Annotated in this window: 11 protein-coding genes and 1 pseudogene; 10 read left to right on the forward strand and 2 right to left on the reverse strand. The window is 51.8% G+C overall.

What is annotated here, in order from left to right:
• Positions 1 to 41 precede the first annotated feature (41 nt).
• From proX to emrB, 5 genes are all read left to right on the forward strand, one after another.
• Complete coding sequence (gene proX / locus QRY16_RS18490) at positions 42 to 1,040, forward strand: glycine betaine/L-proline ABC transporter substrate-binding protein ProX (RefSeq protein WP_289777632.1); 999 nt, start codon at positions 42 to 44, stop codon at positions 1,038 to 1,040.
• 147 nt (positions 1,041 to 1,187) lie between these two features.
• On the forward strand, positions 1,188 to 2,375 hold the full coding sequence (locus tag QRY16_RS18495) for an MFS transporter (RefSeq protein WP_289777633.1): 1,188 nt from the start codon (positions 1,188 to 1,190) through the stop codon (positions 2,373 to 2,375).
• Between the two features lie 303 nt (positions 2,376 to 2,678).
• Entirely contained in the window at positions 2,679 to 3,209 is a 531-nt protein-coding gene (mprA, locus tag QRY16_RS18500; protein ID WP_289777634.1) for a transcriptional repressor MprA, read from the forward strand.
• A 150-nt stretch (positions 3,210 to 3,359) separates the two neighbouring features.
• Positions 3,360 to 4,532: a multidrug efflux MFS transporter periplasmic adaptor subunit EmrA gene (gene emrA / locus QRY16_RS18505; RefSeq protein ID WP_289777635.1), complete on the forward strand. Its 1,173-nt coding sequence runs from the start codon at positions 3,360 to 3,362 to the stop codon at positions 4,530 to 4,532.
• A gap of 16 nt (positions 4,533 to 4,548) precedes the next feature.
• Positions 4,549 to 6,084, forward strand: coding sequence for a multidrug efflux MFS transporter permease subunit EmrB (gene emrB, locus QRY16_RS18510; protein WP_289777636.1), 1,536 nt, complete (start codon positions 4,549 to 4,551; stop codon positions 6,082 to 6,084).
• A gap of 35 nt (positions 6,085 to 6,119) precedes the next feature.
• Here emrB and QRY16_RS18515 read toward each other — a convergent pair whose 3' ends face one another.
• Entirely contained in the window at positions 6,120 to 7,226 is a 1,107-nt protein-coding gene (locus QRY16_RS18515) for a tRNA/rRNA methyltransferase (RefSeq protein ID WP_289777637.1), read from the reverse strand.
• A gap of 159 nt (positions 7,227 to 7,385) precedes the next feature.
• On the opposite strand from QRY16_RS18515, the pseudogene trxC reads away from it, so the two are divergent.
• The 5 genes and pseudogenes from trxC to QRY16_RS18545 all read left to right on the forward strand — a co-directional run bounded on the left by trxC (position 7,386) and on the right by QRY16_RS18545 (position 13,142).
• Positions 7,386 to 7,805: pseudogene (gene trxC, locus QRY16_RS18520) on the forward strand (thioredoxin TrxC).
• An 80-nt stretch (positions 7,806 to 7,885) separates the two neighbouring features.
• A complete protein-coding gene (locus QRY16_RS18525; RefSeq protein ID WP_289777638.1) occupies positions 7,886 to 8,572 on the forward strand; it encodes a tRNA-uridine aminocarboxypropyltransferase in 687 nt (228 codons plus the stop codon).
• 87 nt (positions 8,573 to 8,659) lie between these two features.
• Complete coding sequence (locus QRY16_RS18530) at positions 8,660 to 11,317, forward strand: bifunctional acetate--CoA ligase family protein/GNAT family N-acetyltransferase (RefSeq protein ID WP_289777639.1); 2,658 nt, start codon at positions 8,660 to 8,662, stop codon at positions 11,315 to 11,317.
• Between the two features lie 117 nt (positions 11,318 to 11,434).
• A complete protein-coding gene (gene pssA / locus QRY16_RS18540; protein ID WP_289777640.1) occupies positions 11,435 to 12,790 on the forward strand; it encodes a CDP-diacylglycerol--serine O-phosphatidyltransferase in 1,356 nt (451 codons plus the stop codon).
• 34 nt (positions 12,791 to 12,824) lie between these two features.
• Positions 12,825 to 13,142 carry a YfiM family lipoprotein gene (locus QRY16_RS18545; RefSeq protein ID WP_193404526.1) on the forward strand — a complete coding sequence of 106 codons (318 nt, stop codon included), beginning with the start codon at positions 12,825 to 12,827 and terminating at the stop codon, positions 13,140 to 13,142.
• Between the two features lie 2 nt (positions 13,143 to 13,144).
• Here the strand turns inward: QRY16_RS18545 and QRY16_RS18550 are convergent, their stop codons facing one another.
• Entirely contained in the window at positions 13,145 to 14,449 is a 1,305-nt protein-coding gene (locus QRY16_RS18550) for an MFS family transporter (protein WP_193404525.1), read from the reverse strand.
• Positions 14,450 to 14,707 lie beyond the last annotated feature (258 nt).

Raw genomic sequence — 14,707 nt, forward strand, 5'->3', positions numbered from 1 at the left:
GCCGCCCGTCCCGTAGCGACATCTAAAAATAAGGAATGACTATGCGCAAGACAGCTCCTCTGCTCGCCGCCGTGTTAACGACGTTTGCCGTTTCACATGTCTCCGCTGCCGATCTGCCTGGTAAAGGCATTACGGTCAAACCTATTCAAAGCACCATTTCCGAAGAAACCTTTCAGACGCTGCTGGTCAGCCGCGCGCTGGAGAAACTGGGTTATACCGTTGAGAAGCCGAGTGAAGTCGATTACAACGTCGGCTACACCACTATCGCCGCAGGCGATGGCACATTTATAGCAACCAACTGGAAGCCGTTGCATGACGATATGTATACAGCGGCCGGTGGCGACAATAAATTCTATCGTCAGGGTACGTATGTCAGCGGTGCTGCGCAGGGGTATCTGATTGATAAGAAAACGGCTGAGAAATACCACATCACCAATATCGCCCAGCTGAAAGATCCAAAAATCGCCAAACTGTTCGATACCAATGATGACGGTAAAGCAGACCTGACAGGTTGCACCCCAGGCTGGGGCTGTGAAGCGGTGATTAATCATCAGATTAAAGCGTTTGATCTGAGCAATACCGTTGAGCACAACCAGGGGAATTACTCCGCAATGATTGCAGACACCATTACTCGCTTTAAGCAGGGTAAACCCATTCTGTATTACACCTGGACGCCTTATTGGGTAAGCGATACGCTGAAGCCAAGTCGCGATGTCGTCTGGTTGCAGGTTCCGTTCTCATCGCTGCCAGGTGAGCAGAAAGGTGTCGATACCAAACTGCCAAATGGCGCAAACTACGGCTTCCCGGTCAACACCATGCATATCGTGGCCAATAAAGCCTGGGCTGAGAAAAACCCGGCAGCAGCAAAACTGTTTGCTGAAATGAAGCTGCCTCTCTCTGACATCAATGCAGAGAACGCGGCAATGCATAACGGTCAGTCTTCCGAAGACGCGATTAACGCTCACGTTGATGGCTGGATCAAAGGACATCAGGCTGAATTCGACAAATGGGTAAGCGACGCTCAGGCTGCAGCTAAATAATCGTTAACACACCGATCAAGGGCGGAATGATTTCCGCCCTTTTTTATTGTTGTGCGTCACTGGTATGTCCTGTTAATTAACGCAACATTGAAATAGTTTTTTGAGTTACTATTAATCTAATATGATTATTACTTCCCCTCTCACTCAATGAATACATCGCGCCAGGAGTTAACGCCCGCGTTGGTATTGCTGATGTCGATCGCTACCGGTTTGTCGGTCGCCAGTAATTACTATGTGCAGCCTCTGCTTCATACCATTGCTCAACAATTTAGCCTTTCTGTGAATCTGGCTGGATTTATTGTCACCACAGCCCAACTCGGTTATGCCTGCGGCTTACTGCTGCTGGTGCCTTTAGGCGACATGCTGGAACGGCGAGGGCTGATTGTTAGCATGACCTTACTGGCGGCGGGCGGCATGGTCATCACCGCCCTTTCTTCATCTTTTGTCTTTCTATTACTCGGCACTATCATTACTGGCCTGTTTTCCGTGGTCGCGCAAATACTGGTGCCGCTGGCTGCTACGCTGGCGGCGCCTGAACGGCGCGGCAAAATTGTTGGCACGGTCATGAGCGGCCTGCTGCTGGGCATTTTGCTGGCGCGCACTGTCGCCGGTTTACTGGCTCAGCTCGGCGGCTGGCGTACCGTTTACTGGACGGCCAGCGTTTTAATGGTGCTGATGGCGCTGGCGTTATGGTGTTTCCTGCCGCGCACGAAGCAATCCGTTCCGCTGAATTATCCCCAGTTGCTGGTATCTGTTTTCCGCTTATATGCCGGGAATCGGGTGATTCGCACCCGCGCTTACACCGGTTGCCTCTCCTTCGCCAATTTCAGCGTGATGTGGACTTCCATGGCATTTCTTCTTTCTTCGCCGCCTTACCATTTTTCAGAAGGACAGATAGGTTTGCTTGGCTTGGTCGGCGCGGCGGGAGCCTTAGCGGCACGTCAGGCCGGTTCGCTGGCGGATAAGGGCAAAGCGAAACTCACCACCAGCGGCGGTTTGCTGATTATGCTTGTGTCTTGGGCGGCGATTGCGCTGGGAGCACACAATCTTGCGGCCCTGATTATTGGCATTTTGCTGCTCGATCTGGCCGTGCAGGCGGTACACATCACCAATCAAAGCGTGATTTACGCGCAAAAACCGGAGGCACGTAACCGCCTGAATGCCGGTTATATGACCAGCTATTTTATTGGTGGTGCGTTCGGCTCCCTGCTGTCAGCTAATGCTTATCATCTGGCAGGCTGGTACGGCGTATGCGCAGCGGGTGCGATCATGACATTAATTAACTTATTGATTTGGTGGCGAGGCCACCGTTTCGAGCAGAGTCAGAAAATGTAAAGCCACCGCCAGCGTGCTGATTAAGTCTGGTTACGTTTGGTTGAGTTTGTTATGGTTGTCAGCAGACTTATTAACATTAGTTATTTTTTCCGGTGAAATTATTTCCTTTCACACATTTTTGATGCCGCCTGCTGCCTGCGTTTGCCGCAGCAAGCGAGGGTTTCGCGCCCAGGGTTACGGATTGACCTGGAATCGCCTGACGTTGACAGAGTGATAGTGTGAACAGTCACGAGCGGAAAATCTGCCTACGCTTAACCTGTCACAATGGTTATTATACTAGTTGCAATTAGTGAGGTTTTTTAAATGGAAAGTTCGTTTACTCCCATTGAACAGATGTTAAACATCCGTGCTAACCGCCATAAAGATTTCCCGTTGCAGGAGATCATTCTGACGCGCCTGTGCATGCATATGCAGGGCAAATTGTTAGATAACCGCAACAAGATGCTCAAGGCGCAGGGAATTAACGAAACCTTGTTTATGGCTCTGATTACGCTGGATGCACAGGAAAACCAGAGCATTCAGCCCTCTGAGTTGAGTGCAGCGCTGGGTTCATCTCGCACCAATGCAACGCGCATTGCCGATGAGCTGGAGAAACGCGGCTGGATTGAACGCCGTGAAAGCGAGCACGATCGCCGCTGTCTGCATCTACACCTGACCGAAAAAGGTAACGATTTTCTGCGTCAGGTGTTGCCGCCCCAGCATCAGAGTCTGCAATATTTATGGTCCTCTTTGTCAGTGGATGAAAAATCGCAGCTGGAAGGAATAACCCGTAAGTTGCTTAACCGCTTAGATAAAATGGACGAAGAACAACTTATCGCCTCGCTGTCGCGTTAATAGCAAGAAGTGCGACACAATCACCTTTCGAAACCGTTACCTTAATTTCCTTTTTGTCCGGCCAGCGCTCAGTCGCTGGCCTTTTTTGACTCGGGCATTTGCGAGAATGGATCTCCGCACCCCGATAAAATGGAAAACGTGGAGAATGACATGAGTGCAACAGCAGAAGCACAAAGTCCGCAACAGACTGGTAATAAAAAGAAAAAGCGCAAAGGGGTGTTAATTGGGCTGATGGTGATATTCGTGCTGCTCGGTATTGCCTGGCTGGTTTATTGGTTCCTGGTGCTGCGTCATTATCAGGAAACGGATGACGCTTACGTTGCGGGTAATCAGGTGCAGGTCATGGCACAGGTTTCAGGTAGCGTAAACAAGGTGTGGTTCGATGACACTGATTTCGTCAAAAAAGGCGATGTGCTGGTTTCACTGGACAAAACCGATGCCGAGCAAGCATTTGAGAAAGCGCAAACCGCATTAGCCCCCAGCGTGCGTCAAACACATCAGCTTATGATTAACGGTAAGCAATATCAGGCCAGTATTAAACTGCAGCAAACCGCACTGGAACAGGCAGAGACCGATCTGAAACGCCGCGAGCCGCTAGGTGCCTCTAACCTGATTGGTCGTGAAGAACTGCAACATTCGCGTGACGCAGTGGCTACGGCCAAAGCTCAGCTTGATGTAGCCGAACAGCAGTACAATGCTAATCAGGCAATGATTCTGAAGACCTCGCTGGAAAATCAGCCGGCGGTAAAACAGAGCGCTGCGGAATTGCGTGATGCCTGGCTGGCACTGCAACGCACTGATATTCGTAGCCCAATGGAGGGTTATGTTTCTCGCCGTAGCGTGCAGGTTGGCTCGCAGATCGACACCAGTACGCCGCTGATGGCGATAGTGCCTGCAACTCACTTGTGGGTAGACGCCAATTTTAAAGAAACGCAGCTGGCAGGCGTGCGCATCGGCCAACCCGCAACGGTAGTGGCGGATATTTACGGTGACGATGTGGTTTATCACGGCAAAGTGGTTGGCCTTGATATGGGTACCGGCAGCGCCTTCTCTCTGCTGCCTGCGCAAAATGCGACCGGTAACTGGATCAAAGTGGTTCAGCGCCTGCCGGTGCGTATTGAACTGGAGCAGCAAGACATTGCTCAACATCCGCTGCGTATTGGCCTTTCAACCTTAGTGAAAATCGATACCAGCGTCGCAGACGGCAGTGCTCTGGCTACCAGCGTGCGTCAGCAGGCGGCTTATAGCAGCAATGCGCTGGCGATTGATCTTACGCCGGTTAATCAGCTGATCACCGATATTGTCCGCGCCAACGCCGGATAAAGGAGCGAAGGCTGTAATGGCACACAAACCGCTTGAAGGGATGCCGCTGGTCTTAATGACCGTCGCATTATCACTGGCGACGTTCATGCAGGTTCTGGACTCGACCATTGCTAACGTGGCAATTCCCACTATCGCCGGTAATCTCGGCGCATCGAACTCGCAAGGCACCTGGGTTATTACCTCATTCGGGGTGGCGAACGCCATTTCGATTCCGATCACCGGCTGGCTGGCAAAACGCATTGGTGAAGTCAAACTGTTTACCTGGGCGACGATTCTGTTTGCTATCGCCTCCTGGGCGTGCGGCATGTCCCAAAGCCTGGAAATGCTTATTTTCTTTCGCGTTATCCAGGGCATTGTTGCTGGTCCGCTGATCCCGCTGTCACAAAGTTTGCTGCTGAGCAATTATCCTCCGGCAAAGCGTAGCGTTGCCTTGTCGCTGTGGGCGATGACCGTGATCGTTGCGCCTATTTGCGGCCCGATACTCGGTGGCTGGATCAGTGATAACTATCACTGGGGCTGGATTTTCTTCATCAACGTGCCTATTGGCGCCGTGGTCGTGATGCTGACGCTACAAACCTTGCGTGGCCGCGAGACCAAAACAGAAATCCGTCCCATCGACATCGTTGGACTGGTGCTGCTGGTGGTGGGTATCGGCTGTTTGCAGGTCATGCTTGACCGCGGCAAAGAGCTGGACTGGTTTAGCTCGACGGAAATTATCGTCCTGACTATCATCGCGGTGGTTGCGCTGGCGATATTGCTGGTATGGGAGCTAACCGATGACCATCCGATAGTCGATCTGTCGCTGTTTAAATCGCGTAACTTTACGATTGGCTGCCTGTCGATTAGCCTGGCCTATATGCTCTACTTTGGCTCTATTGTCTTATTGCCGCAGCTCTTGCAGGAAGTCTACGGCTACACGGCAACCTGGGCGGGGCTGGCATCGGCGCCGGTCGGGATACTTCCGGTTATTCTGTCGCCCATTATTGGCCGCTTCGCCAATAAGCTGGATATGCGCCATCTGGTCACGTTCAGTTTTATTATGTATGCCGTCTGTTTTTACTGGCGCGCTTACACCTTTGAGCCTGGCATGGATTTCGGCGCGTCGGCATGGCCGCAATTTATTCAGGGCTTCGCGGTGGCATGCTTCTTTATGCCGCTGACTACCATTACCTTGTCAGGTCTGACACCGGACAGGCTGGCGGCGGCATCAAGCTTATCCAATTTTGTGCGAACGCTGGCTGGCTCCATTGGCACCTCGATCACCACTACGATGTGGACCGATCGCGAATCAATGCATCACAGCTATTTGTCGGAATCGGTGACGCCCTATAGTACCAATTCACAGCAAATGTACACTCAGCTGGAAGGGATGGGTATGACGCATCGACAAGCGTCGGCCTATATTGCACAGCAGATTACTAATCAGGGATTGATCATCTCGGCTAATGAGATCTTTTGGGCCTCGGCGGGGGTATTTTTGGTCTTGCTGGTGCTGATCTGGTTCGCCCGCCCGCCATTTGGTGCGGGCGGCGGCGGTGGTGGTGCGCACTAAATATAAAAGCGAAACGGGCCATTCAGGCCCGTTTTTTATGCATTCTGACGCCACCATTCGGCGAGCAATACGCCGGTAGCAACCGAAACATTGAGGCTTTCCACGTTGCCCGTTCCACCAATCGAGACGCTCATATCGCCCTGCTGGAAAGTGCTATCAGACAGACCTTCGCGCTCCTGACCTAACACCAGCACCATTTTGGTGGGCAGTTTTGCTTTCGCCAGTGGCGTACCTTCATGGCTTGAAGTGGTGACAATGGTATAACCGGCTTTGCGGAATGCTTCGAGCCCCTCGTTGAAAGAGTAAGCACTGATAGCCTGCACGTGCTCAGCCCCGCCTTCAGCGGTACGTACAGCAGCACCTGATTCCAGCAGCGACGCGTCATTCACCAGCAACCCTTTTACGCCAAAGTGGGCGCAGCTACGCATAATGCCGCCGAGGTTGTGCGGATTGCTGACATCTTCCAGCGCTAATACACAATCTCTCGCGTCGGCCTGATGTAGCCATTCTGAAACCGCCATACCCATGCGCTTTTTGATCAGGAAACAGACGCCGCCATGATGCTCCGTACCCGAGGCTTTGGTGATCTCTGCATCATCTACCACATGGTAGGCTTTGCGGTTTGCCGCCAGCCAGCGCAGCGCTTCACGGAAGCGCGGCGTTACGCTCTGAATAAACCATGCGCGCACAATCGCATCCGGGCGGCTCTGAAACAGCGCCTGGCAGGCATTTTCACCGTAAACGCGGGTCTCTTCTAAACGCTGGCGGCGAATCTGTGCCGGATCAACGAAGCTTTTGCCGCTGATACCGCCGTGATCGGGCTTGTTATCATCCGCTTCAACTGGCGGACGCGAAACGGTACGCCAAGGTGAATCGCTGTTACCGCCTGATTTGCGGCTGTCATCAAAGCGCTCATTACGACGGCCACCTTCGTCATTACGATCGCTGCGACGACCCGCATTGCGAGTTTCTTCATTACGCTCAGTGCGAGGGCCAGAAGTACGACGATTATCTTGCTGGCGGGCAGCGGGACGGCCACCTTTGCCGGTACGAGGGTTTGGCGCACGCGCACTTTTATCATCCTCGCCACGCACATACATCACTTTGACCTTACCGCTTTTGCCTTTAAATTCGTCGTTCATTTCTTCCTCCTGCATTGAGAGCGCGAAGATTACCTGATGTGCAAGCGCTTAGCTATCAACTATTGAACCTATTGGGAAATCCAAATTGAGCGGTATTGCTCCCTCTTTCATAATGGACAATATTTACCAGACTGACATGTTTCAACATCAGAGGTTCCTATGAATACGGTATGCGCTTCCTGTCAGGCAACTAATCGCATTCCACAAGAACGACTTGCCGACGGAGCAAAATGTGGCCGTTGTGGCAATGAGCTGTTTAACGGCGAAGTGATCAGTGCCACCGCAGCGACCCTGGACAAATATCTGCAGGACGATTTGCCAGTAGTTGTGGATTTTTGGGCGCCGTGGTGCGGTCCTTGCGTAAACTTCGCGCCGGTCTTTAAAGAGATTGCTGGCGAACGCAGCGGCTAGGTACGCTTTATTAAAGTGAATACTGAAGCCGAACCGTCTTTAAGCACACGCTTTCGCATTCGCAGCATTCCAACCATTATGCTGTTCAGGAACGGCGAAATGGTCGATATGCTGAACGGTGCGATGCCGAAAGCACCCTTTAACGAGTGGCTTGACGAGTCGCTCTAATGCTTTAAGGCCAGCCACGCTGGCCTTTTCCTTTTTTCTGCGCTTCGATTACACTGTCGTTTTCCCTGCTCCGAAAAATCATGTCTGAAAATGCCGTCTTGCGTCTGCGCGCGCACCGCCTGGCTCGTGCCACACGCCCTTTTCTTGCCCGCGGTAACCGCGTGTTGCGCTGTCAGGGATGTTTACTGCCTGAAAAGCTTTGCCTGTGCGCCTCCATTGAGCCGCAATCAGCACGTAGCCGTTTTTGCCTGGTGATGTTTGATACAGAACCGATGAAACCCAGTAATACTGGACGCCTGATTGCCGATATTCTGCCGGAAACTCAGGCATTCGGCTGGTCAAGAACCGAACCGGATGCTTTGTTATTGCAGGCCGTCGCCCCCCCTGATTATCAGCCGCTGGTGGTGTTTCCTGCCAGCTACGCCGAGCCGGACCGCGAGGTGATAACTGCGCCGCCACTTAGCGGTAAACCGCCGTTGTTTATTATGCTGGATGGAACCTGGAGCGAGGCTCGTAAGATGTTTCGCAAAAGCCCGTGGCTGGATGCGTTGCCAGTGATGTCGCTGAATGTTAATACGCCCTCGCGCTATAGCCTGCGTGAGGCACATGGCGAAGGTCAGCACTGTACCGCTGAAGTGGCGGCGGCGTTATTAGAGCAAGCTGGCGATCATCAGGCAGCAGAGGCGCTGCTTAATCACTTCGAAAAATTCCGCGCCGCTTACCTGGCGGGCAAACCGCATCATCCCTGCCATCAAACAGAAAGTTGATTGTGTTACGCAGCCTGCGATCTGCCAGGCGGCAAGCTGACTAAAAAGCGTTTACACTCACGCAAAACCTCAGCTCTGGAGAGCACGATGAGCCAACGCGGACTGGAAGCACTGTTACGACCTAAATCGATTGCGGTGATTGGCGCCTCAGTAAAGCCTGGACGTGCCGGGTATATTATGCTGCGCAACTTACTCGCGGGCGGCTTCAGCGGCCCGGTGTTGCCGGTCACACCAAAATACAAAGCGGTCAGCGGCGTTCTCGCCTGGCCCACTATCGCAAGTTTGCCTTTCGCCCCCGATCTTGCGGTAATCTGCACCCATGCCCGGCGCAATCTGGCGCTGCTGCAACAGCTCGGTGAAAAAGGCTGCAAAGCCTGCATTATTCTCTCCGCGCCAGCCAGCCAGCAGGCAGAACTCAAGGCTTGTGCCAGCCGTTGGCAGATCCGTCTGCTGGGTCCAAATAGCTTAGGCCTGCTGGCGCCCTGGCAAGGGCTGAACGCCAGCTTCTCGCCAGTGCCAATCGGGAAAGGCCGCATCGCGTTTATTTCGCAGTCTGCAGCCGTCTCCAATACCATTCTGGACTGGGCGCAACAGCGTAACCTGGGATTCTCATGGTTTATCGCTTTGGGCGACAGCCTGGATACCGACGTTGACGATCTGCTCGATTTTCTTGCGCGCGACGGTAAAACCAGCGCCATTTTGCTTTATCTTGAACATCTCAGCGATGCGCGTCGCTTCGTCTCGGCTTCACGCAGCGCGTCGCGTAACAAACCCATTTTGGTGATCAAAAGCGGTCGCAGCCATCAGGCGCAAGCCTTACTTGGTACGCACAGTGGTCTGGATGCAGCCTGGGATGCAGCGATTCAACGCGCCGGGTTGTTGCGCGTGCAGGACACGCATGAGCTATTTACGGCCGTAGAATCGTTGAGCCATATGCGCCCGCTGCGTGGGGAGCGGTTAATGATTGTCAGCAATGGCGCGGCACCGGCTGCGCTGGCGCTTGATGAACTGTATGCGCGCAATGGCAAGCTGGCGACCCTCAGCGTAGAAACCCTGGCGCAGCTGGCAGAAGTGCTGCCAGAAGGCACGGGGCACGGTAATCCGCTCGACTTAAAAGATGATGCGACGCCGGAACGTTACGTAGCCTGCATTAATATTCTGCTGAATAGTCATGAAATGGATGCGTTGATGATTATTCACGCTCCCAGCGCGGTCGCACCCGCCACGGAATCGGCGGAGCGATTGATTAGCGCGATTGCGCAGCATCCCCGTGGTAAGTTGGTTACGCTGTTAACCAACTGGAGCGGCGAGTTTTCATCACTGGCCGCCCGCCGTGCTTTTACGCAGGCAGGCATTCCAACCTGGCGCACCCCGGAAGGTACGGTAACGGCGTTTATGCATCAGGTTGAATATCGTCGTAACCAAAAGCAACTGCGCGAAACGCCTGCCTTGCCCGCCAGCCTGACGCAAGATACTGAGCAAGCGCATCTGCTGTTATCACAGGCGCTGGAAAAGGGCATTACGTCGCTGGATACACATGAAGTGCATCCGATACTGGAAGCCTATGGTTTAGCAACATTGCCAACATGGATTGCCAGCGATAGCGCCGCGGCAGTCGTCATTGCCGAACAAATTGGCTATCCAGTGGCGCTGAAGCTGCGTTCGCCAGACATTACCCATAAATCAGATGTACAAGGCGTAATGCTCTACTTACGTAACGCCACAGAAGTGCAAGCCGCAGCGGATGCTATTTTTGATCGCGTGAAACAAACCGTCCCACAGGCGCGCATCGAAGGTTTACTGGTACAAAGCATGGCGAACCGCGCGGGAGCACAAGAGTTACGTATAGTGGTGGAACATGACCCGCTTTTCGGTCCCGTTATTATGCTGGGAGAAGGTGGCGTTGAATGGCAAGCGGATAAACAAGCCACCGTCGCGCTGCCACCGTTAAATATGACGCTGGCACGTTATCAGGTTATTCAGGCGATTAAAAATGGCAAATTACGCAGCCGTAGCGCCCTGAATCCTCTTGATATTGCGGGCTTGAGCCAGCTACTGGTGCAGGTATCCAACCTGGTGGTGGATTGCCCGGAGATTCAACGGCTCGACATCCATCCGTTACTGGCATCCGGCCATGATTTCACCCTACTCGACGTCACGCTTAATCTTGCGCCTTTCAGCGGCGATAACGAAGCACGACTGGCGATTCGGCCTTATCCACAACATCTCGAGGAACAGGTTGAGCTGAAAGATGGTCAGGCTTGCCTGTTTCGGCCAATTTTGCCGGAAGATGAACCGCTGCTGCGTGAATTTATTAGTCAGGTTACAAAGGAGGATCTTTATTACCGGTATTTCAGCGAGATCAATGAATTCACTCACGAGGATCTCGCCAATATGACTCAAATTGATTATGACCGGGAAATGGCCATTATTGCGTTACGGCAACATCACGGACAGCCTGAAATCATTGGTGTCACGCGGGCTATTTCAGACGCGGATAATATTGATGCGGAGTTTTCGGTGCTGGTTCGTTCCGATCTGAAAGGCCTGGGAATGGGACGACGTTTGCTGGAAAAGATGATTCGCTATACTCGCGATCATGGCCTGCAACAATTGAACGGTATCACTATGCCACATAATCGCGGCATGATTACCCTGGCGAGGAAATTGGGTTTTCATGTTGATATTCAACTGGATGAAGGTATTGTCAGCCTGAAATTGTCGCTACAGGATGGCATCAGCTAACCTTGTAGAGAAAGGTAAAAATCACCCGGGTCGGCGTGGTTGATGTTATTATGTATCGTTATGACCATGATTTGATGGCAAAAGGCCATGCAATGAACAGAGAAGAAGTGCACTGCGATGTTGTCTAAATTTAAACGCAATAAACACCAACAACACCTCGCACAGCTGCCGAAACTGTCACAATCCGTTTCGGATATGTCGACCCTTTACTCGCCTGCCGAATTCCGCCAGTCGCTACTGGAGATGATCGCGACAGCACATTCCCGCATTTGTATCGTTGCGCTCTATCTGGAAAATGATGATGGCGGTCGCGCCATTATGGATGCATTGTATGCAGCGAAACAAGCACGCCCACAATTAACTATTAGCATCCTGGTTGACTGGCATCGTGCACAGCGTGGGCGGATTGGTGCAGCGCGTGGACTGACTAATGCTGACTGGTATTGCGAAATGGCTACACAGCATGCGGACATTGCTATTCCGGTTTATGGCATTCCGGTGAATACCCGTGAGGCGCTGGGCGTACTGCATCTGAAAGGCTTTATTATTGATGATACGTTGCTTTATAGCGGTGCCAGCCTGAACGATGTTTATCTGCATCAGCATGATAAATACCGCTACGATCGCTATCAGGTGATTCGTAATCCAGCGCTGGCCGACACCATGTATGAATGGATAAACGTCCATTTAAAACAGGCGGAAGCAGTAAATCGTCTGGATTATGCCGAACGCCCTTCCAGCCCGGAAATTAAAAATGAAACGCGACAGTTCCGCCAGGATCTGCGGGGTTTTAACTACCAGTTTGAAGGTAACGGTCACAATGAAGAGTTAACTGTGACGCCGCTGGTTGGCCTTGGCAAACGCAGTCTGTTAAACAAAACCATCTTTCATTTAATGCCGTGTGCCGAACAAAAGCTGACTATCTGCACGCCTTACTTTAACCTGCCGGCAATTTTGGTGCGCAATATCATTCATCTGCTGCGTCAGGGGAGGCAGGTTGAGATCATCGTAGGTGATAAAACGGCTAATGATTTTTATATCCCGCAAGATCAGCCATTCAAGATTATCGGCGCTCTGCCCTATCTCTACGAAATTAATCTACGCCGTTTTTTGAGCCGTCTGCAATATTACGTCAGTAATGATCAGTTAGTGGTGCGCTTGTGGAAGGATGGTGAAAACAGTTATCACCTGAAAGGCATATGGGTGGACGATGAATGGCAGCTCATTACCGGCAATAACCTTAACCCACGCGCCTGGCGACTCGATCTCGAAAATGCGGTTCTGATTCATGATCCTTTGCAACAACTTGCAGAGCAACGTGAAAAAGAGCTCGCGCTGATTCGTCAACATACAACCATTGTGAAGCATTTTCGCGAGCTGGAGAGTATTGCTGATTACCCCGCCAAGGTACGTAAACTTATTCGTCGCCTTCGCCGCATTCGTATTGATCGCCTGATTAGTCGTATTCTTTGATTCAAGCCCACGGTGGGCTTTTTCAGGAAAATGTATGCGTATTTTGTTATTAACTGTGTTGCTTTGTAGCGGCTGCGCACATGTCGCTGATGACCGCTGGACAGGTCAGGATAAAGCTGAACACTTTTTTGCTTCCGCCGCTTTAGCAGCGGCTGGCAGTGAATATGGCGATCGTCAGCACCTTTCTGCTCGTCAAAGCAGCAGTGTTGGCATGATGTTTTCTCTGAGTTTCGGCGTCGGCAAAGAGTGGTTTGACAGCCGCGCCAATGGCAGCGGCTGGAGTTGGAAGGACTTAGCCTGGGATGTCGCAGGCGCGACAGGCGGCATCGCCTTATGGAATCTGAGCCAGTAATATCAGAGTTGCATCCCTTTACCGCGTTTGTGAAGCATTAAAGCCACCAAAAACGCCAGCGCGCCCATCGCCGAAACATACCAAAAGAAAGTGGTTTCAATCCCCTGTTGTTTCATCAATAGCGCCACGTATTCTGCTGAGCCACCAAAAATGGCATTCGCAACCGCGTAAGATAGTCCTACGCCTAATGCTCTGACCTGTGAGGGAAACATCTCAGCTTTGAGGATGCCGCTGATAGCGGTATAAAAGCTGGTGATAAATAAGGCCAGCATGATAAGCAGAAAAGCGATCCACGGGCTTTGCACATTTTGCAGTAGCGTCAGGACCGGAACAGTGCAAATCGCCGCGCCCGCGCCAAAAATCATCATTGAGCCACGTCGACCAATTTTGTCCGACAAAGCGCCAATAACGGGCTGTAGCAGCATAAAGACCAGCAAGGCGCCCGTCATTAAACCGCTGGCCGTTTTCGCATCCATACCTGCCGTGTTCACCAGATATTTTTGCATATAGGTAGTGAAAGTATAGAAACTGAGTGAGCCGCCAGCGGTAAAACCTAACACCATCAGAAAGGCTCGGGTGTGATTACGTAGCAAGCCACGAACGCTCCCCGCGTCTCTGTGTTCCCGGCTTTGTTTATCTGAAGTTTCGTCAAGCGATCGACGCAGCCATAACGCAATAATGGCTAATGCAGCCCCAAAGAAGAATGGAATTCGCCACCCCCAGCTGTGTAGTTGCTCATCGCTCAGAACAAACTGCAATACGACTACTGTCAGCACCGCCATCAGTTGCCCCCCGATCAGCGTGACGTACTGAAAGGAGGCGTAAAAGCCTTTACGTCCTTCGAGCGCGACTTCGCTCATATAAGTTGCGCTGGTGCCATATTCTCCACCAACCGATAATCCCTGAAACATACGCGCCAGTAACAAAATGGCTGGGGCAGCAATACCAATGCTTTCGTAACCCGGCAAACATGCAATAACCAGCGAGCCAAAGCACATCATGCATACAGAGGTGAGCATCGATTTTTTCCGTCCATGGCGATCGGCGATATAACCAAATAGCCATCCCCCGATTGGGCGCATCAAAAAACCCGCAGCAAACACGCCCGCCGTTTGCAGCAACTGTGTGGTGGTATCGCCTTTGGGGAAGAAAATGTGCGCGAAATACAAAGAGAAGAAGGAATATACGTAAAAATCAAACCACTCAACTAAGTTGCCTGATGAGGCAGCAACAATGGCCCAAATGCGTTTTTTAGTAGAAGCAGGATGCGGATTTTCGCCGCTTTGGCTTTTAATTGTGTCTGTCATGCTTTGCCTCTTTTCCTTACTGATAAGCAGCGTCAAGGAATTGAGTAAAGCATTTGTTAAGGGTGACCGGAAAGGAAATTAGCTCTCATATTTCAAATTGTGACATGACCGGTTATTTGCTTGTAATACATGCAATTTATAGCAAATTAAAAACCTTACTTTCGCACAATTGTATTTTGCAGGAAACCGACAGAGCAGGCTTTTACCGGCTGAAAACGGTCCGGGGCCGGACGTAAAAAAGCCCTTTGCATATGCAAA

This window comes from Mixta mediterraneensis (genome assembly GCF_030283135.1).
Lineage (GTDB): Bacteria > Pseudomonadota > Gammaproteobacteria > Enterobacterales > Enterobacteriaceae > Pantoea > Pantoea mediterraneensis.

Coding starts and splice junctions, on each gene's coding strand:
- proX (WP_289777632.1), top strand. CDS start 42: ATGCGCAAGACAGCTCCTCTGCTCGCCGCCGTGTTAACGACGTTTGCC.
- QRY16_RS18495 (WP_289777633.1), top strand. CDS start 1,188: ATGAATACATCGCGCCAGGAGTTAACGCCCGCGTTGGTATTGCTGATG.
- mprA (WP_289777634.1), top strand. CDS start 2,679: ATGGAAAGTTCGTTTACTCCCATTGAACAGATGTTAAACATCCGTGCT.
- emrA (WP_289777635.1), top strand. CDS start 3,360: ATGAGTGCAACAGCAGAAGCACAAAGTCCGCAACAGACTGGTAATAAA.
- emrB (WP_289777636.1), top strand. CDS start 4,549: ATGGCACACAAACCGCTTGAAGGGATGCCGCTGGTCTTAATGACCGTC.
- QRY16_RS18515 (WP_289777637.1), bottom strand. CDS start 7,226: ATGAACGACGAATTTAAAGGCAAAAGCGGTAAGGTCAAAGTGATGTAT.
- QRY16_RS18525 (WP_289777638.1), top strand. CDS start 7,886: ATGTCTGAAAATGCCGTCTTGCGTCTGCGCGCGCACCGCCTGGCTCGT.
- QRY16_RS18530 (WP_289777639.1), top strand. CDS start 8,660: ATGAGCCAACGCGGACTGGAAGCACTGTTACGACCTAAATCGATTGCG.
- pssA (WP_289777640.1), top strand. CDS start 11,435: ATGTTGTCTAAATTTAAACGCAATAAACACCAACAACACCTCGCACAG.
- QRY16_RS18545 (WP_193404526.1), top strand. CDS start 12,825: ATGCGTATTTTGTTATTAACTGTGTTGCTTTGTAGCGGCTGCGCACAT.
- QRY16_RS18550 (WP_193404525.1), bottom strand. CDS start 14,449: ATGACAGACACAATTAAAAGCCAAAGCGGCGAAAATCCGCATCCTGCT.